16 protein-coding genes are annotated in these 15,993 nt (G+C 73.8%); 12 read left to right on the top strand and 4 right to left on the bottom strand.

Annotated features, from left to right (window positions below; all coding sequences use genetic code 11):
* From ACIP4O_RS10780 to ACIP4O_RS10750, 7 genes are all read left to right on the top strand, one after another.
* Positions 1 to 630: a hypothetical protein gene (locus ACIP4O_RS10780; protein ID WP_401573631.1), complete on the top strand. Its 630-nt coding sequence runs from the start codon at positions 1 to 3 to the stop codon at positions 628 to 630.
* 173 nt (positions 631 to 803) lie between these two features.
* The gene (locus tag ACIP4O_RS10775) at positions 804 to 2,267 is read left to right on the top strand and encodes a peptidoglycan D,D-transpeptidase FtsI family protein (protein ID WP_401573629.1); all 1,464 of its coding nucleotides are present in this window, start codon (positions 804 to 806) and stop codon (positions 2,265 to 2,267) included.
* Between the two features lie 514 nt (positions 2,268 to 2,781).
* Positions 2,782 to 3,678: a DeoR/GlpR family DNA-binding transcription regulator gene (locus ACIP4O_RS10770; protein ID WP_401573627.1), complete on the top strand. Its 897-nt coding sequence runs from the start codon at positions 2,782 to 2,784 to the stop codon at positions 3,676 to 3,678.
* Between the two features lie 88 nt (positions 3,679 to 3,766).
* Positions 3,767 to 5,155: an ABC transporter substrate-binding protein gene (locus ACIP4O_RS10765; RefSeq protein ID WP_401573625.1), complete on the top strand. Its 1,389-nt coding sequence runs from the start codon at positions 3,767 to 3,769 to the stop codon at positions 5,153 to 5,155.
* Positions 5,152 to 6,102, top strand: a complete 951-nt coding sequence (locus tag ACIP4O_RS10760; RefSeq protein ID WP_401573623.1) for a carbohydrate ABC transporter permease — start codon at positions 5,152 to 5,154, stop codon at positions 6,100 to 6,102. The genes ACIP4O_RS10765 and ACIP4O_RS10760 overlap by 4 nt, the downstream gene beginning before the upstream one ends.
* Positions 6,099 to 6,989 (top strand): carbohydrate ABC transporter permease, encoded by an 891-nt coding sequence (locus tag ACIP4O_RS10755; protein ID WP_401573621.1) that lies wholly within the window; start codon positions 6,099 to 6,101, stop codon positions 6,987 to 6,989. Before ACIP4O_RS10760 ends, ACIP4O_RS10755 begins: the two co-directional genes overlap by 4 nt.
* Positions 6,986 to 7,984: a zinc-dependent alcohol dehydrogenase family protein gene (locus ACIP4O_RS10750; RefSeq protein WP_361325741.1), complete on the top strand. Its 999-nt coding sequence runs from the start codon at positions 6,986 to 6,988 to the stop codon at positions 7,982 to 7,984. The genes ACIP4O_RS10755 and ACIP4O_RS10750 overlap by 4 nt, the downstream gene beginning before the upstream one ends.
* A gap of 30 nt (positions 7,985 to 8,014) precedes the next feature.
* Here ACIP4O_RS10750 and ACIP4O_RS10745 read toward each other — a convergent pair whose 3' ends face one another.
* Together ACIP4O_RS10745 and ACIP4O_RS10740 are read right to left on the bottom strand one after the other, a co-directional pair.
* Positions 8,015 to 9,211, bottom strand: a complete 1,197-nt coding sequence (locus ACIP4O_RS10745) for a low temperature requirement protein A (protein WP_401573619.1) — start codon at positions 9,209 to 9,211, stop codon at positions 8,015 to 8,017.
* Positions 9,212 to 9,341: 130 nt separating this feature from the next.
* Positions 9,342 to 10,247 (bottom strand): dihydrodipicolinate synthase family protein, encoded by a 906-nt coding sequence (locus ACIP4O_RS10740; RefSeq protein WP_401573617.1) that lies wholly within the window; start codon positions 10,245 to 10,247, stop codon positions 9,342 to 9,344.
* Positions 10,248 to 10,317: 70 nt separating this feature from the next.
* On the opposite strand from ACIP4O_RS10740, the gene ACIP4O_RS10735 reads away from it, so the two are divergent.
* A complete protein-coding gene (locus ACIP4O_RS10735; protein WP_401573615.1) occupies positions 10,318 to 11,217 on the top strand; it encodes a LysR family transcriptional regulator in 900 nt (299 codons plus the stop codon).
* A 157-nt stretch (positions 11,218 to 11,374) separates the two neighbouring features.
* The gene (locus ACIP4O_RS10730; protein WP_401573613.1) at positions 11,375 to 12,601 is read left to right on the top strand and encodes a TerD family protein; all 1,227 of its coding nucleotides are present in this window, start codon (positions 11,375 to 11,377) and stop codon (positions 12,599 to 12,601) included.
* A gap of 121 nt (positions 12,602 to 12,722) precedes the next feature.
* Here ACIP4O_RS10730 and ACIP4O_RS10725 read toward each other — a convergent pair whose 3' ends face one another.
* Positions 12,723 to 12,932 (bottom strand): CsbD family protein, encoded by a 210-nt coding sequence (locus ACIP4O_RS10725; RefSeq protein WP_401573611.1) that lies wholly within the window; start codon positions 12,930 to 12,932, stop codon positions 12,723 to 12,725.
* A gap of 124 nt (positions 12,933 to 13,056) precedes the next feature.
* Between ACIP4O_RS10725 and ACIP4O_RS10720 the strand changes: the two genes are divergently transcribed.
* The 3 genes from ACIP4O_RS10720 to ACIP4O_RS10710 are packed head-to-tail and all read left to right on the top strand — an operon-like array spanning position 13,057 to position 14,600.
* Positions 13,057 to 13,851: an SDR family NAD(P)-dependent oxidoreductase gene (locus tag ACIP4O_RS10720; protein WP_401573609.1), complete on the top strand. Its 795-nt coding sequence runs from the start codon at positions 13,057 to 13,059 to the stop codon at positions 13,849 to 13,851.
* Between the two features lie 58 nt (positions 13,852 to 13,909).
* Positions 13,910 to 14,125: a helix-turn-helix domain-containing protein gene (locus ACIP4O_RS10715; protein WP_361325720.1), complete on the top strand. Its 216-nt coding sequence runs from the start codon at positions 13,910 to 13,912 to the stop codon at positions 14,123 to 14,125.
* 7 nt (positions 14,126 to 14,132) lie between these two features.
* The gene (locus ACIP4O_RS10710; protein ID WP_401573607.1) at positions 14,133 to 14,600 is read left to right on the top strand and encodes a Clp protease N-terminal domain-containing protein; all 468 of its coding nucleotides are present in this window, start codon (positions 14,133 to 14,135) and stop codon (positions 14,598 to 14,600) included.
* Between the two features lie 52 nt (positions 14,601 to 14,652).
* Here the strand turns inward: ACIP4O_RS10710 and argJ are convergent, their stop codons facing one another.
* Positions 14,653 to 15,849 carry a bifunctional glutamate N-acetyltransferase/amino-acid acetyltransferase ArgJ gene (gene argJ, locus ACIP4O_RS10705; protein WP_401573605.1) on the bottom strand — a complete coding sequence of 399 codons (1,197 nt, stop codon included), beginning with the start codon at positions 15,847 to 15,849 and terminating at the stop codon, positions 14,653 to 14,655.
* Positions 15,850 to 15,993 lie beyond the last annotated feature (144 nt).

Genomic DNA, 15,993 nt, shown 5'->3' with positions numbered 1-15,993 from the left:
ATGGCGAAGCGCGAAGTGCACCGGCGGGCCCGTTCGCTCCTGGGGGACGACCCACGGGCCCTCGTGTGGTGCGAGCTGCCGGGCCCGATACCGAAGCCGCCCGCCGAGGTGCGGCGGGCGGCGGGCAAGGTACGGCTGAAGGGGCGGCACCACTGGCTGCTGTACGTGCTCGGCGCGGTGTTCTTCGTGGTGGTCGTGCCGTTCATGCTCCTCGACTCGCTCGACCAGCTCCTGAAACGGCGGGCCACCGGGCGCGCGCGGCCCGCCACCGCGGACAACGCGCCCGCGGCACGGGCGCCGTTCTTCGACGGGGACTGGGACCGGGCGGCCGGTCAGCTCCTGCTGCGCTGGTACGGGTACTCCCCCAGCCCGAGGCGGATCGTCCTGCTGAGCCGTGACGCGGTGCACCTCGCGGCCTCGCCCGGACGCAGGCTCCTGCCGACCCGGGCCGCCGACTTCACGGTGCACAGCCGCCTGGACGCGGGCGAGGCGCGGATCGAGGCCGAGGCGGGGCAGCCGCGCGGCTTCGCGCGCTTCCGGCTGCGGTTCGCGGACGGCTCCTGGCTGGAGCTCGGGGGGCTCGCGGGCCCGGAGGACGCGGACCACTTCCTGGCGACCGTGGCGGGGTGAAGCAGGGGGGCGCGGGCGAGGGGGCGTGAGGGCGTCGACGTGAGGGCGCGCGGGCGTGAGGGCCGTCCCCGCAGGTCAACACCGCGCCTCTCGTACGCACGATCGAATGAGAGTCGGCTGAGAATCGGCAGCGGAAGGAACTCGGCTCGCACGGTCGTTCGTCCCACTCTGTGATGAACAGGACGATCAGGAACACCTCGGTCTTCGTGCTGCTCCTCGTGCTGGCCCTCCTCGCGCGGGCGACGTGGGTGCAGTTCTACGAAGCGCCCTCGCTCTCCTCCGACGAGGACAACCACCGCACGGTCATGGCGCGCTACGCCGATCCGCTCGGCGACATCGTCGTGGGCGGGAGCGCCGTGACGGGCTCGCGCGAGACCGACAGCGGTGACCTGCGCTACGAGCGCACGTACGAGGACGGGCCGCTCTACGCGCCCGTGACGGGCTACACCTCGCAGGTGTACGGGCAGACGATGCTGGAGGGCGTCTACAAGGACCTGCTCGACGGCTCCGACTCGCGCCTCCAGAGTCCGGCCGACGCGCTCACGCGCAGCCGCGCGAAGCCCGGCGACGTCGTCACGACGATCGATCCCGCGGTGCAGAAGGCCGGGTACGAGGCGCTCGGGAACAAGAAGGGCGCGGCGCTCGCGCTCGACCCGGAGACGGGCAAGATCCTCGGCATGGTCTCGACGCCCTCGTACGATCCGTCGAAGATCACCGGGAGCGACGACGGGTCCGCGTGGAAGGCGCTCCTCGCCGAACCGGACAAGCCCAATGTGAACCGGGCGCTGCGCCAGCCCCTGCCGCCCGGTTCGACGTTCAAGCTCGTCGTCGCGGCGGCGGCCCTGGAGGACGGCCTGTACTCCTCGGTGGACGCGCGCACGGACAGTCCCGACCCGTACCACCTGCCCCTGTCCACGAAGGACCTCACCAACGAGTCGGCCTCCGCGCCCTGCGAGAACGCCTCGATACGCGTCGCGCTCCAGTACTCGTGCAACACGGTCTTCGGGAAGATGGCCGTCGACCTCGGGCAGGACAAGGTCCGCGCGATGGCCGAGAAGTTCGGCTTCGACACGGACGACCAGGACGTGCCCGTACGGGCCTACCCGAGTGTGTACCCGAAGGACATGGACAAGGCGCAGACGGCGCTCTCGGGGATCGGCCAGTTCGACGTCACCGCGACGCCGCTCCAGATGGCGGAGGTCTCGGCCGCGCTCGCCCACGGCGGCGAACTCGCGGCGCCCTACCTCGTCGACCGTACGACCAACGGCGACGGGGACGTGCTGAGCACCCACGGAGACACGAGGACGACCCGCGTCGTGAGCGAGGACACCGCACGGCAGTTGCGCTCCGCCATGGAGACGGTCGTCGCGAAGGGCACGGGCACCAACGCGGCGATACCCGGCGCCACGGTCGGCGCGAAGACCGGTACGGCCCAGCACGGCGAGAACAACAGTGAGACGCCCTACGCCTGGTTCACCTCCTACGCGAAGGGCGCGGACGGCAAGCAGGTCGCGGTCGCCGTCATGGTCGAGGACTCCGACGCGGCACGCGCGGAGGTGAGCGGCAACGGCCTGGCGGGTCCGGTCGCGAAGGCGATGATGACGGCGGCGCTGGGGAAGGGGGGCGGGGCGGCGTGAGGGGGCGGGCGCCGGGCGGCACGGGGTGAGGCGTCGGGGGCGGCAGGGCAGGGCCCGCTGAGCTCCCCTGCCGGGCGGTGCCCCTGCGGGAGGCTCCGGCCGTGTCAGCGGGGTGCGCGGCCCGGCTGCCCGGGCGCCTCGGCCCGTCCCGTACGACCGCGCGCGGACGTGCGCCGCGGGCGCCCCGCCCCCCCGGACACATGGCTCCCGCTCACGCCTCGCGCCCCGCCCGTCACCCCGTACGGGCACGACCCGGGCCCCTTCCGACCCCCGAACGGGCACGCGGGTCTGCCCGCCTCGGGCCGGGCGGACGAGGAAAGGGCAGCTCACTCCGTATCGCCGTCCCACGGACGCACGTCTCGGGCGGGCCCAAGCGGGCAGGATTCTTCCGGTGCCGCGCCTGTTCGGGCACCGGCACGGCCACTACAACTCTGCGTACGGCCCGAACGGGCGGCGGCGCGTGAGCGCGTCGCGCCCGGGTCAGGCCGGTGACCCACCGAAAGGCGAGGCGGCGATGACGGCGCTCCACCACGGGACCGACACCCCACCACCGGACACCCCCGGGCCCGGCACCCCCCGAGCCGGCGCCCGGCAGCCCGAGGCCGCCCGGGCCGACGCCCCCCGGCCCGGGACCGGGTCGCCGGGCCGGCTCGGGGCCGCCGAGCGGCAGCGCGAGATCGTGCGTGCGGCGCGCGAGGGCGGTTCCGTCGAAGTCAACGCGCTGGCCGCGCGTCTGGGCGTGGCCAAGGAGACGGTCCGCAGGGACCTCCAGGCGCTGGAGGACCACGGCCTCGTGCGCCGGACGCACGGCGGCGCGTACCCCGTCGAGAGTTCCGGCTTCGAGACGACGCTCGCGTACCGCACCACGATGCACGTCCCCGAGAAACGCGCCATCGCCCGCGCCGCCGCCGGGCTGCTCCACGACGCCGAGACCGTCTTCGTCGACGAGGGCTTCACCCCTCAGCTCATCGCCGAGGCCCTCCCCCGCGACCGCCCCCTCACCGTCGTCACGGCCTCCCTCTCGACGGCGGGGGCACTCGCCGCGGACCCGCACATGACCGTGCTGCTCCTCGGCGGCCGGGTGCGGGCGGGGACGCTCGCGACGGTGGAGCACTGGGCGACCAGGATGCTCTCCGGCTTCGTGCTCGACCTCGCGTTCATCGGCGCCAACGGCATCTCGCGCGAGCACGGCCTCACGACTCCGGACCCGGCCGTCGCCGAGGTGAAGCGGCAGGCGGTACGGGCGGCCAGGCGGCGCGTCTTCGCGGGCGTGCACACGAAGTTCGGGGCCGCGGGCTTCTGCCGCTTCGCCGCGATCCCCGACCTCGACACGATCGTCACGAGCGCCCGCCTCCCCACCGCCGAGGCCCACCGCTACGCCCAGCTCGGGCCCCAGGTCCTCCGCGTCTGAGACCCCGCACCAGCACCCCCGCAGCCGAAGCACCCGCACGAGAAGTCCCCGCACCACCAGTCCCCAGCCACCCACCTACGGAGTCGCCATGCGCCTTCCGAGCCGCCGCCGGCCACCCGGGAGCCCCTCCCGCCCCAGGACCCGCCCCGCCCTCGCCCTCCTCGCCACGAGCGCCCTCCTCCTCAGCGGCTGCTGGGCGGGCGCGGGCGGCGCGGGCTCCGGCGGGAACGCGATCAACGTCCTCATGGTCAACAACCCGCAGATGGTGGAGCTCCAGAAGCTCACGAAGGCGCACTTCACCAAGGAGACCGGCATCAAGGTGAACTTCACCGTGCTGCCCGAGAACGACGTGCGCGACAAGATCAGTCAGGACTTCGCCAACCAGGCGGGCCAGTACGACGTCGCCACGCTCTCCAACTACGAGATCCCGATCTACGCCCGCAACGGCTGGCTCCACGACCTCGACGGCTACGTCGCGAAGTCCCCCTCGTACGACCAGGACGACATCCTCGCGCCGATGCGCGACTCGCTCACGGGCGACGACGGGAAGCTGTACGGGGAGCCGTTCTACGGCGAGTCGTCGATGCTCATGTACCGCAAGGACGTGCTCGCCGCGAAGGGCCTGAAGATGCCCGCGCACCCGACGTGGCAGCAGGTGGCGGACATCGCGGCGAAGGTCGACGGCGCGGAGCCGGGGATGCGCGGCATCTGCCTGCGCGGGCTGCCGGGCTGGGGCGAGCTGGTCGCGCCGCTGACGACGGTCGTCAACACCTTCGGCGGCACGTGGTTCGCGAAGGACTGGTCGGCGCGGCTGGGCGACAAGGAGTTCCGCGAGGCGGCGAAGTTCTACGTCGATCTCGTGCGCGAGCACGGCGAGTCGGGCGCGGCGCAGTCCGGATTCGCGGAGTGCCTCAACAACCTGACGCAGGGCAAGACGGCGATGTGGTACGACGCGACCTCGGGCGCGGGCTCGCTCGAAGCGGCGAAGTCCCCGGTCAAGGGCAAGATCGGCTACGCGCCCGCCCCGGTCGTGAAGACGAAGTCGTCGGGCTGGCTCTACACGTGGGCCTTCGGCCTCCAGAAGGCGTCCAGGAACGCCGACAAGGGCTGGAAGTTCATGGAGTGGGCGACGGGCAAGGAGTACGAGTCGCTCGTCGGCAAGACGTACGGCTGGGCGAACGTCCCGGCGGGCAAGCGCGCCTCCACGTACGAACTGCCCGCGTACCGGAAGGAGGCCGGCGCCTTCGCGGACGTCACGCGCGACGCGATCGCGGCGGCCAAGCCCCGCGACCCAGGCGTCCAGCCCCGCCCCGCGCCCGGTATCCAGTTCGTCGGCATCCCCGAGTTCACGGACCTCGGCACAAAGGTCTCGCAGGAGCTCAGCTCCGCGATAGCGGGCCGCAAGTCCGTGGACGCCGCGCTCGACGCGTCGCAGAAACTCGCCGCCGAGGTGTCGAAGGAGTACGAGGGACGATGACGACCGCCACCGCGACACCCCCCTCCACCGCCCCGGAGCGAAGCGGAGACGCCGCCGCGCGCTCCCGCCTGCGCGCGTGGGCGACCCGCGCCCCGCTCCTGCCCGCCCTGATCTTCATGATCGTCGTGACGCAGCTCCCGTTCGTCGCCACGCTCGTGATCTCGCTCTTCGACTGGAACGCCCTCTACCCGGACGCCCGCAGCTTCACGTGGTTCAGCAACTACGGCGACGTCCTGAGCGAACCCGACCTGCGCAAGTCCGTCCTCACGACGATCGTCCTGACCGTCTCCGTCGTCCTCGTGAGCCTCGTGCTCGGGCTGTGCCTCGCGCTGCTGCTCGACCGGAAGTTCCCGGGGCGCGGCTTCGTCCGCACGCTCCTGATCGCGCCGTTCCTGCTCGTGCCGGTCGCCGCCGCGCTGCTGTGGAAACACGTGCTGTACAACCCGGAGTACGGGCTCTTCAACGGCCTGCTGCACTGGGTGGGCGGCGACAGCGCCCCGCAGCCCGACTGGGTGTCGAACACGCCCCTCATCGCCGTCGAGGCGAGCCTCGTGTGGCAGTGGACGCCGTTCATGATGCTCATCCTGCTCGCGGGGCTCCAGAGCCGTTCGCCCGAACTCATCGAGGCCGCGCGCATGGACGGGGCGGGGGCCTGGCAGATCTTCCGGCACCTGACGCTGCCGCACCTGCGCCGCTACCTGGAACTCGGGGCGCTGCTCGGCTCGATCTACATCGTGCAGAACTTCGACGCCGTGTTCACCATCACGTCCGGCGGTCTCGGGACGGCGAACCTGCCGTACACCGTCTACCAGACCTTCTACCAGGCGCACGAGAACGGGCTCGCCTCGGCGGCCGGGGTCCTCGTCGTCATCGGTTCGCTCATCCTCGCGACCTTCGTCCTGCGGGTCGTCTCGTCGCTCTTCCGTGAGGAGGTGGGCCGGTCATGAGCACGGCCACCGCTGACCTGCCCCGTCCGAAGCCCGCGGTCGCGCCCGTACGGGCCCCGCGCGGCCCGCGCCGCCGCGGCACCGCGCTCGGACTCCTCGCCTGGGTCCTCGGCATCCTCGCCTTCCTGCCGATCGCGTGGATGGTCCTGACCTCCTTCCACTCCGAGCCCGACGCGGCGAAGAACCCGCCCGCGCTCAGCGCCTCGCTCACCCTCGACGCCTACCGCGACTTCTTCGGCAGCGGCGGCGGCGCGAGCCCCTGGCCCGCCCTGATCAACTCGGCGGTCGCCTCGCTCGCCTCGACGCTGCTCGTCCTCGTCCTCGCGCTGCCCGCCGCGTACGCGCTGTCGCTGCGGCCCGTACGGAAGTGGACGGACGTCCTGTTCTTCTTCCTCTCGACGAAGATGCTCCCCGTCGTCGCGGGCCTGCTCCCCATCTACCTCTTCGCGAAGAACACCGGTTTCCTCGACAACATCTGGCTGCTCGTCCTCCTCTACACGTCGATGAACCTGCCGATCGCGGTGTGGATGATGCAGTCCTTCCTCGCCGAGGTCCCGACCGCGCTCATCGAGGCCGCGCAGCTCGACGGGGCGCGCCTGCCGACGATCCTCGCCCGCGTCGTCGCCCCGATCGCGCTCCCCGGGATCGCGGCGACGTCGCTCATCTGCTTCATCTTCAGCTGGAACGAACTCCTCTTCGCGCGGGTGCTCTCCGGTGTCGTCGCCGAGACCGCGCCCGTCTTCCTGACCGGTTTCATCACGAGCCAGGGCCTGTTCCTGGCGAAGGTGTGCGCCGCGTCGCTCGTCATCTCCCTGCCGGTGCTCGCCGCGGGGTTCGCCGCCCAGGACAAACTCGTCCAGGGCCTGTCGCTTGGAGCCGTCAAGTGAAGGCAGCCGTCATCGAGTCCATCGGGAACGCCGTCGTCACGGAGGTCCCCGACCCCACCCCGGGACCGCGCCAGGTCGTCGTGGAGGTCGCGGCGTGCGGCCTGTGCGGAACCGATCTGCACATCCTCCAGGGTGAGTTCGCGCCGACGCTGCCCGTCGTGCCGGGCCACGAGTTCGCGGGCACGGTCGTGGCGCTCGGCTCCGAGGTCACGGAGCTGCGCACGGGCGACCGGGTCGCCGTCGACCCGTCGCTGTACTGCTACGAGTGCCGCTACTGCCGTACGGGCCACAACAACCTGTGCGAGCGGTGGGCCGCGCTCGGCGTCACGACGACGGGCGGCGCCGCCGAGTACGCCGTCGCGCCGGTCGCCAACTGCGTCAAGCTCCCCGACCACGTCCGCACGCGGGACGCCGCGCTCATCGAGCCGCTGTCCTGCGCGGTCCGCGGCTACGACGTCCTCAAGTCCCAGCTCGGCGCGCACGTCCTGATCTACGGCTCGGGGACGATGGGCCTCATGATGCTGGAACTCGCCAAGCGGACCGGTGCCGTCTCGGTGGACGTCGTCGACCTCAACGAGGAGCGTCTCAAGACCGCCGCGCACCTCGGCTGCTCCGCGACGGCGACGACGCCTGACGCCCTGGAGCGGCCAGGGGGCTGGGAGCTGGTGGTCGACGCGACGGGCAACGCCGCCGCGATCCAGGACGGCCTGGGCCGCGTCGCGAAGGCGGGCACCTTCCTCCAGTTCGGGGTGGCGGACTACGCGACGACGGCGACGATCGAGCCGTACCGCATCTACAACCAGGAGATCACCATCACGGGCTCGATGGCGGTCCTGCACAGCTACGAGCGCGCGGCCGAGCTCTTCGCGGCGGGCGTCCTGGACCCGGAGGTCTTCATCAGCGACCGGCTTCCGCTGAGCGCGTACCCGCGGGCGCTGGAGAAGTTCGCCTCCGGCGCGGGCCGGAAGATCGTGGTGGAGCCGGCGGCCGGCTGAGGAGGCCGCGGGTGCGGGGAGCGGCCCGGCTCAGGCCCCTCCCCGTACCGCCGCCGCGTGTGCCTGGCGGTGCGTCACCGTCACGACCGCCGCCACCAGCGCGGCGAGGACGAGCCCGGTCGCGAGGACGGGCGAGGGGGTGAAGGTGACCGCGAGCACCGCGAGGGCGCCCGCGCCCCACAGCGCGTCCAGCGCTCCCGGCGCGCCCCGGTCGCGCTGCGACAGCCGTACGACGAGGACGTAGACGGCGACCGGGACGGTGAAGACGGCGGCCGTCGTCAGGTCCGGCACCTCGGAGTGCTCCCCGTGGCCCGCGTGCTCGGCGGCGAGCGCGAAACCGGCGCCCGTGGCGGCGGCCGAGGCGAAGACCGCGTAGTGCCCGTAGCCCCAGCGCAGCGCGGCACCGAGGCTGTCGAGGCGCTTGGGCTCGGCGCGGGTGAAGTAGAGCCACCACAGCGAGAAGACGGTGAGCAGGCCGCCGATGCCGACCGGGAGCAGGTCGCCGAGGGCGTGCTCGTCGAGGAGGCCGCGCAGGGTCGCGACGGCGGCGGTGATCGACTCGCCGAGCACGATGAGGGTGAAGAGGCCGTAGCGCTCGGCGATGTGGTGCGGGTGCCACGTCGTCGCCGCGTGCCGCTCGGCCCAGGCCGGGACGGCGAGTTCGGCGGCGGCGAGGACGAGGAAGGACCACAGGCCCGCCCCCTCGGGCAGCGCGAGCCGTCCCAGCCAGCCGAGCTGCACGACGAGGATGCCCGCCGCGTACCGCAGGCAGGTGCTGCGCCGCTCGGGGTCGCCGGCCGCGGCCCGCAGCCATTGCGCGACCCCGGCGAGTCGCATCACGACGTAGCCCCAGGTGATGACGGTGAAGTCGAGGTGTTCCAGCGCGTCCCGCGCCCCGGCGGCGACCGCGAGCGCCCCCGCGATCTGCACGAGCGTCAGGAGGCGGTAGGGCACGTCGTCGGTGTCGTACGCGGAGGCGAACCACGTGAACCCCATCCAGGCCCACCAGATCGCGAAGAAGACGAGCAGGTAGCCGAGCACGCCGTGCCAGGTCCGCCCCGCCGCGACCTCGTGTTCGAGCGCGGCGGCGGCCTGCGCGACGGCCGTGACGAAGCACAGGTCGAAGAAGAGCTCCAGGACGGTCGCTGTGCGGTGCTCCTCGCCGGGCTCCCTGGGCGCCATGGGACGGTGCCAGGAGAAGCGGGGGACGACGTGACGGGGCGACATCGCTGCCTTCCGGTGGGAGGGGAGGGGACGGACCGCACGGCGGCCGGTTCAGCAGCGTAGACCGGCGAAGGCACGCGGCGGTCGCGGCACCCGCGGACGACCGAGCGCCCCGTACCCGCGGGCCGCCTCCTCACGCGTCCGCCTCCACCTCCGCCAGCCGCGCGAGCGCCGTCCTCACGGCCGTGCCGGGGGCGGCGAGGAGCGGCAGGCGGACGGCCGGGGACGGGATGCGGCCGCGGGCGTGCAGGACGGCCTTCAGGACGGTGGGGCTGGGGGCGGCGAAGAGGCTCGCGGAGAGGCGCGAGAGGCGGTGGCCCAGCGGGCGGGCGCGGTGGGCCTCGCCCGCGTGCCAGGCCGCCGCCAGGCCCGCGTACGCGCGCGTCGCGAGGTGCGCCGAGGCGAGCACCGCGCCCTCCGCGCCGAGGGCGAGCAGCGCCGAGGCGTACACGTCGTCGCCCGCGAGGACCGCGAAACCGGCGGGGCGCGCGCCGAGGAGCGCGACGGTGTCCTCGGTGACGCCCCCGGCCGCGTACTTGACCCCCGCGACCCCCGGCAGCGCCCCGATCTCCCGCAGCGTGGCCGCGCTCAGCTCCTGACCCGTGCGGTACGGGATGTGGTAGACGAGCAGCGGTACGGGGCTCGTCGCGGCGAGGGCCGCGAAGTGGGCGAGGACGCCCGCCTCCCCGGGGCGTGTGAAGGAGGGGACGGGGACGAGGGCGGCGACGGCCTCGGGCAGGTCGGCGAGCGCGGCGAGCGCCGTACGGCTCGCGGCGGTGTCGCCGCCGCCCGCGCCGACCGTGAGCGGGACGCCGCGCTCGCCGGCCACGCGGGCGAGGACGGCGAGGACGGCGGCGCGTTCGGCCCGGTCGAGCGTGGCGGCCTCGGCGGTCGTGCCGAGCGCGAGGAGACCGGCGGCGCCCTCGTCGAGCACGTCGTGGGCGAGGCGTTCGAGGGCGGCCAGGGCCTCGGCGTCGAGCGTGCCGTCGGCGGCGAAGGGCGTGACGAGCGGCACGTGCAGACCGGCGTGGAGTGTCATGTCCCGATCGTCGGCGCGTAAGGCCCGGTGGTCCAGCGGGAAGAAGTGACGGTGCTCGTAAGCTGAACCGATGCTCAACCCGCACCAGTTGCGCCTGCTGCGCGAACTGTCCCGGCGCGGCACCATCGCGGCGGTCGCGAAGGCCCTCGCGTACAGCCCCTCGGCGGTCTCGCAGCAGCTCTCGCTCCTCGAACGGACCACGGGCACCGCCCTGTTCGCGCGCGAGGGCCGCCGGATCGCGCTCACGCCGACGGGCGCGCGGCTCGTGGCGCACGCGGAGGTGATCCTCGCGCACCTGGAGGCGGCGGAGGCCGAACTGAGCGCGCACCGGGGCCCAAAGGCGCCGCTGCGGGCCGGTTTCTCGCCCTCGGCGGCCCGCGCGCTGGCCGCGCCGGTCTTCGCCGCGCTCCGGACGAGCCATCCCGGACTCGCGCTGTGGGTACGGGAGATCGACCCCGCCGACGCGGGCCACGCGGTGCGCTCGGGCGGCCTCGACGTGGCCCTCGTGCACACGTACGAGGGCTTCGCGCACCCGCCCGAGCCGGGCCTCGCGACGGAACACCTCTTCAGCGAGCCGATGCTGTTCGCCGCGCCGGTGGACACGGTGGGGCCCGGTACGACAGGCGATCCGGTACGCGACCACGCCGCCGCGCCGTGGATTCTCCCCGCCGAGGACACCCTGTGCCACGCGGTCGTCACGCGGCTCGGCGCGTCGAGCGGGGTCCGTGCCGAGTCCTGGCACCGCGTCGACGACTACGACACGACGCTGCGGCTCGTGGCGGCGGGCGCCGGCGTCGCGGTCGTCCCCGCCTCGGCGGCGACCGCTCCCCCGCCGGGGGTACGTCTCACGCCGCTCCCCCTCGCCCGCCACAGCCACCTCGCGACCCGCGCGGGCGCCACGGAGCACCCTTCGGCGCGGGCCTTCGCGGGCGCGCTGCGGGAGGTGCGGGAGGACGCGGGCGGGACGTGAGAGGGAGGAGGTGAGAGGGGGCGCGTGCCGAGGGTGAGCGCGGCCCCCCGGGCGCGCGGGCCGGGCGGAGCGGGCGCGCCGCTGGGCCGTCCGGTGAGAAATTCGCGGGTAAGGGAACGGCAAAGTGCGGTCGTTCGTTGGGGGGAGCATGACCGCAATGACCCCTGGCTCGAACATCCCCCTCAGCGCCGCCCGCGTGGCGGTCGACGTGACCGCTCCGGTGCGGCTCGACGTCTCGGGCCTGCTCCTCACCGCCGACGGCAAAGTGCGCTCGGACGACGACTTCATCTTCTACAACCAGCCCTCCGGCCCCGGCGTGACGTACACCTCCGGCGGCGGCTCGGCGCCCGACGCGGTCACCGTGGACACGGGTGCCGTCCCGGCCGCGATCGAGAAGATCGTCGTCACCGCGAGCCCCGACGCGGCGGGCCAGACCTTCCAGGGCATCGAGCCGACCGCGACCGTGCGGGACGCGGACAGCGGCGCGGTCCTCGCGACCTTCACGCCGCCGCAGCTGGGCTCCGAGACGGCCCTCGTCGTCGTCGAGGTGTACCGCAGGAACGGCGTGTGGAAGGCCCGCGCCGTGGGCCAGGGCTACGCGAACGGGCTCGCCGGGATCGCGACGGACTTCGGCGTCAGCGTGGAGGAGGAGCCGCAGGCGGCCCCGCAGGCTCCCGCCGCCCCGAGCGCGCCCGTACCGCCGAGCGCCCCCACCCCGCCGAGCGCCCCCTCCGCCCCCGTGGCGGCCCCCGCTCCCTCGGCCCCCGCCGCGCCGCCCGCGCCTGCGGCCCCCGCCCCAGGCGCCGGGAAGATCAACCTGGACAAGGGCCGGGTGAGCCTCCAGAAGAACCAGACGGTCTCGCTGGTCAAGGGCGGCGCCCCGCTGCTCGCCAAGGTCAAGATGGGCCTCGGCTGGGAGCCCGCCTACCGGGGCAGGGACATCGACCTGGACGCCTCGGTCATCGCCTACGGTCCCCAGCGCGACCTCGTCGACGCCTGCTATTTCGGCAAGCTGTCGATCCTCGGCGGCGCCGTCAAGCACTCCGGGGACAACCTGACGGGCGAGGGCGCGGGCGACGACGAGGTGATCGTCGTGGACCTGGGCCGCATCCCGCAGGAGGTCTCGGGCCTGGTCTTCACGGTGAACTCCTTCACGGGGCAGAAGTTCACGGAGGTGGCCAAGGCCTACTGCCGGCTCGTCGACGCCGCGACGAACGAGGAACTCGTCCGCTTCGACCTCACCAACGCCGAGGCGCGCACGGGCGTCATGATGGCGAAGCTCGTGCGCCAGTTCTCCGGCGAGTGGGACATGACGGCGATCGGAGAGTTCGCGAAGGCCCGTACGGTCCGCGAGATGGTGAAGCCGGCCGCGAAGGCGCTGTGAGCGAGGCGCCCGCTTCCGTACGGGCCCTTTGTACGGAAGCGGGCGCACGCGCGGCTCACCTCGTGCCTCTCACCGAGTACGGGCCGCACAGCCCGTACTCGGCGGGCACGCCGCGCGGGGCTCAGCCCTTGCCGTCCCCGCCCCGCTCGTCCCCCTTCAGCGAGTCCCTGACGCCCTGGGCCCGGCCCTTGACCTGGTCCATGGTGTCCTTCGCCCCGCCCTTGGCCTGGTCGGTCTTCCCCTCCGTCTCCTTGCGCCGGTCGCCGGTGAGCTTGCCGACTGCCTCCTTGGCCTTGCCCTTCAGCTTGTCCATAGCGCTTTCGTCGCTCATCGCTCTTCGTTCCTTCCGCAGGGACGGCTCTCGCCGACACGAACATCCAGATTAATCCCGTACGAACCTTTTGTCCGTTCGAGCCGTCGCCGAGCGCGCGCTCGGCGCTCGATACGGTCGTGCGATGAGCGGACAAGCGGACACCACACCCCTGCCCTTCCCCGCCTCCGGGCGGCGTGTCCTCGTGACCGGCGCGGGCAGCGGCCTCGGCGCGGTCCTGGCCAGGGCCTTCGCACGTCAGGGCGACACGGTCGCGCTGCACTGCCGGACGCACGTGGGCGAGGCGCGGGCGACGGCGGGCGGGCTGCCCGGCGAAGGGCACGTCGTGGTGCCCGGCGACCTCGCGACGCCCGAGGGTGCGGCGGCGATCGCGACCGAGACGGCGGAGCGGCTCGGCGGCCTCGACGTGCTCGTCAACAACGCCGCCGTCAACACCCCGCACCCACCCCTGGAGACCCCGTACGAGGAGTGGGTCGCCGCCTGGCAGGCGCACGTCAGCGTCAACCTGCTCGGCACCGCGCACCTGAGCCACCAGGCGGCCGGGCACATGGTCGCGGGCGGGCGCGGCGGCCGGATCGTGAACATCGGCTCGCGCGGCGCCTTCCGGGGCGAGCCCGCGCACCCGGCGTACGGGGCGACGAAGGCGGCCGTCCACGCGCTGGGCCAGTCGCTCGCGGTCGCGCTCGCCCCGCACGGCATCGCGGTCGCCTCGGTGGCCCCCGGCTTCTTCGCGACGGAACGCGTGGCGCACCGGCTGAGCGGCGCGGAGGGCGAGGCGATCCGCGCCCAGAGCCCCTTCGGGCGGGTCGCGGAGCCGGAGGAGATCGCGGAAGCGGTGCTGTGGCTCGCCTCGCCCGCCGCGACGTGGGCCTCGGGGACGGTCATGGACCTGAACGGGGCCTCGTACCTGCGGACGTGACCGCGAGGTTGTCAGGCTGGGTTGACAAGCGACAGGGTGTCAGCCCAGACTGACAGGCATGGAAACGGGAGACATTTCCGCGCTTCTCCGGTCCGAGGACCCCGCCGTGGGCCTGCGGGCCGTGGGCGCGCTGCGCAGGCTCGGGGAGCAGGTCGAGGCGGCGGCCGTCGCGCGGGCCAGGGAACAGGGCTGGTCCTGGGAGCAGATCGGGGACGCCCTCGGGGTGTCCCGGCAGTCCGTCCACACCAAGTACGGCCACCAGTACGGAAAGTGAGACGACCATGTTCGAACACTTCACCCCGGGCGCCAAGGCCGCCGTCGTCGACGCGGCGACCGAGGCCGGCAAGCGCGGCGACCGCCGCATCGGCACCGAACACCTCCTCCTCGGCGTGCTCGGACAGCCGGGCCCCGCCGAGGCCCTGGGCACGGACCCCGAGGCGGCGCGCGCCGCGCTCGACGCGCTCGACCTGGCGGCGCTCGCGGCACTCGGCATCGACGCGCGGGGCATCGAGCGCCCGGCGATCCCCGCCTCCCGCAAGCGCACCCCCTTCACCTCGGGCGCCCGCGCGGTCATCCCGGGCGCGCTGGGCGAGGCGCGCGGCGCGGGCGCCCGGCACATCGCCCCCGAACACCTCCTCCTCGCCCTGCTCGACCGCGACCGCCCCGACCCGGCCGCCGACCTCCTGGACCGGCTCGGCGTCGACCGCGCGGGCGTCCGGGCCGGGCTGCGGGGGCCCGGGGACGCGTAGCCCGGCGCCTCGCGACGCGCGGCCCCGCCCCGGAACGCGCGACCCGGCCTCCTCAGGACGTGTAGTCCGCGTTGATCCGTACGTACCCCGCCGACAGATCGCACCCGTAGACCGTCACCTCCGCGTCCCCGATCCCGAGCCCGACGCCGATCGTCACCTCCTCGCGCCGCATGATCTCCGCGAGCGCGGCGAGGGTCGCGGCGCCGGGCTCGGCGGGGTGGACGGGCAGGGTGCCGAAGCGGACGGTGACGCGGGCGGGGTCGATGGCCGTGTCGTCGGTGTTCTTGCCGATGGCCATCAGGACCCGCCCCCAGTTGGGGTCGGCGCCGTGCACGGCGGCCTTCACGAGTGGCGAGTTGACGACGCTTTTGGCGACGGTACGGGCCTGGGCGCGGTCCCGCGCCCCGCTCACCTCGACCCGCAGGAGCTTCGTCGCACCCTCGCCGTCGCCCGCCAACTGCCGTACGGGGTCGAGGCACAGCTCCCGCAGGGCCGCCGCGAAGGCCACCTCGTCCACGGGGCCCGCCGCGCCGTTCGCGAAAATCGCCGCCGTGTCGGAGGTCGACGTGTCGGTGTCGACGCTCAGGCAGTGGAAGCTGTCGTCCACGGCCGCGCGCCAGGCCGCGTCGAGCGCCTCGGGGCCGAGTTCCGCGTCCGTGAAGACGTACGCGAGCATCGTCGCCATGTCGGGCTCCAGCATCCCGACGCCCTTCGCGACCCCGACCAACCGCGCGGCCCCGACGCGCCGTTCGGCGGTCTTGGGCCGCGTGTCGGTCGTCATCATGGCGCGCGCGACGCCGAGCGGCGCGGCGCCGAAGGCGGTGGGACCGAGCGCGGCGATACGGGGCCTGAGCGCGGCCATCGGGAGCGGGCGGCCGATGACACCGGTAGAGCCGAGCAGCACCTCGTCGGCGGGCACGCCGAGCAGGGGCGCCAGGCGCGCCACGACCTCCGCCGCGTGCCGCTCGCCCTCGGCCCCGGTCGCCACGTTCGCGTTCTGCGCGAGCGTCACCACGGCCCGCAGCCGCCGCCCCGCCGCGTGCGCGCGGCTCAGGCGCACGGCCGGCCCGGCGAACCTGCTGCGCGTGAACATCGCGGCGCTCACGGCGGGGCGGTCCGAGACGACGGCCGAGATGTCGTCGCCCTCGGCGCGGAGACCCCCGTGGGCGGTGAGGGCGCGGAAGCCGAGAGGCCAGGCGAGGGGCGCGGGGGTGGCGGGCGAGGACGAGGATGCATGATCATGCGTCATGACGCATATGTTTGCGCTACAGGCGTGGGGGCGTCCACCCGTTTACGACCCACGGCGCGCAGGTGCGCCGCACGGTGCGCCGCACGCCAGGCCACGGCACGCGGGTGCGCCGCACGCCAGGCCGCCGCACGCGGGCCCGCCCAC

Origin of the sequence: Streptomyces sp. NPDC088923, assembly GCF_044749745.1 — a bacterium.
Classification (GTDB): domain Bacteria; phylum Actinomycetota; class Actinomycetes; order Streptomycetales; family Streptomycetaceae; genus Streptomyces.
This window is presented reverse-complemented; position numbering and strand designations above follow the sequence as displayed.

Coding starts and splice junctions, on each gene's coding strand:
- ACIP4O_RS10780 (WP_401573631.1), top strand. CDS start 1: ATGGCGAAGCGCGAAGTGCACCGGCGGGCCCGTTCGCTCCTGGGGGAC.
- ACIP4O_RS10775 (WP_401573629.1), top strand. CDS start 804: ATGAACAGGACGATCAGGAACACCTCGGTCTTCGTGCTGCTCCTCGTG.
- ACIP4O_RS10770 (WP_401573627.1), top strand. CDS start 2,782: ATGACGGCGCTCCACCACGGGACCGACACCCCACCACCGGACACCCCC.
- ACIP4O_RS10765 (WP_401573625.1), top strand. CDS start 3,767: ATGCGCCTTCCGAGCCGCCGCCGGCCACCCGGGAGCCCCTCCCGCCCC.
- ACIP4O_RS10760 (WP_401573623.1), top strand. CDS start 5,152: ATGACGACCGCCACCGCGACACCCCCCTCCACCGCCCCGGAGCGAAGC.
- ACIP4O_RS10755 (WP_401573621.1), top strand. CDS start 6,099: ATGAGCACGGCCACCGCTGACCTGCCCCGTCCGAAGCCCGCGGTCGCG.
- ACIP4O_RS10745 (WP_401573619.1), bottom strand. CDS start 9,211: ATGTCGCCCCGTCACGTCGTCCCCCGCTTCTCCTGGCACCGTCCCATG.
- ACIP4O_RS10740 (WP_401573617.1), bottom strand. CDS start 10,247: ATGACACTCCACGCCGGTCTGCACGTGCCGCTCGTCACGCCCTTCGCC.
- ACIP4O_RS10735 (WP_401573615.1), top strand. CDS start 10,318: ATGCTCAACCCGCACCAGTTGCGCCTGCTGCGCGAACTGTCCCGGCGC.
- ACIP4O_RS10730 (WP_401573613.1), top strand. CDS start 11,375: ATGACCCCTGGCTCGAACATCCCCCTCAGCGCCGCCCGCGTGGCGGTC.
- ACIP4O_RS10725 (WP_401573611.1), bottom strand. CDS start 12,932: ATGAGCGACGAAAGCGCTATGGACAAGCTGAAGGGCAAGGCCAAGGAG.
- ACIP4O_RS10720 (WP_401573609.1), top strand. CDS start 13,057: ATGAGCGGACAAGCGGACACCACACCCCTGCCCTTCCCCGCCTCCGGG.
- ACIP4O_RS10715 (WP_361325720.1), top strand. CDS start 13,910: ATGGAAACGGGAGACATTTCCGCGCTTCTCCGGTCCGAGGACCCCGCC.
- ACIP4O_RS10710 (WP_401573607.1), top strand. CDS start 14,133: ATGTTCGAACACTTCACCCCGGGCGCCAAGGCCGCCGTCGTCGACGCG.
- argJ (WP_401573605.1), bottom strand. CDS start 15,849: ATGACGCATGATCATGCATCCTCGTCCTCGCCCGCCACCCCCGCGCCC.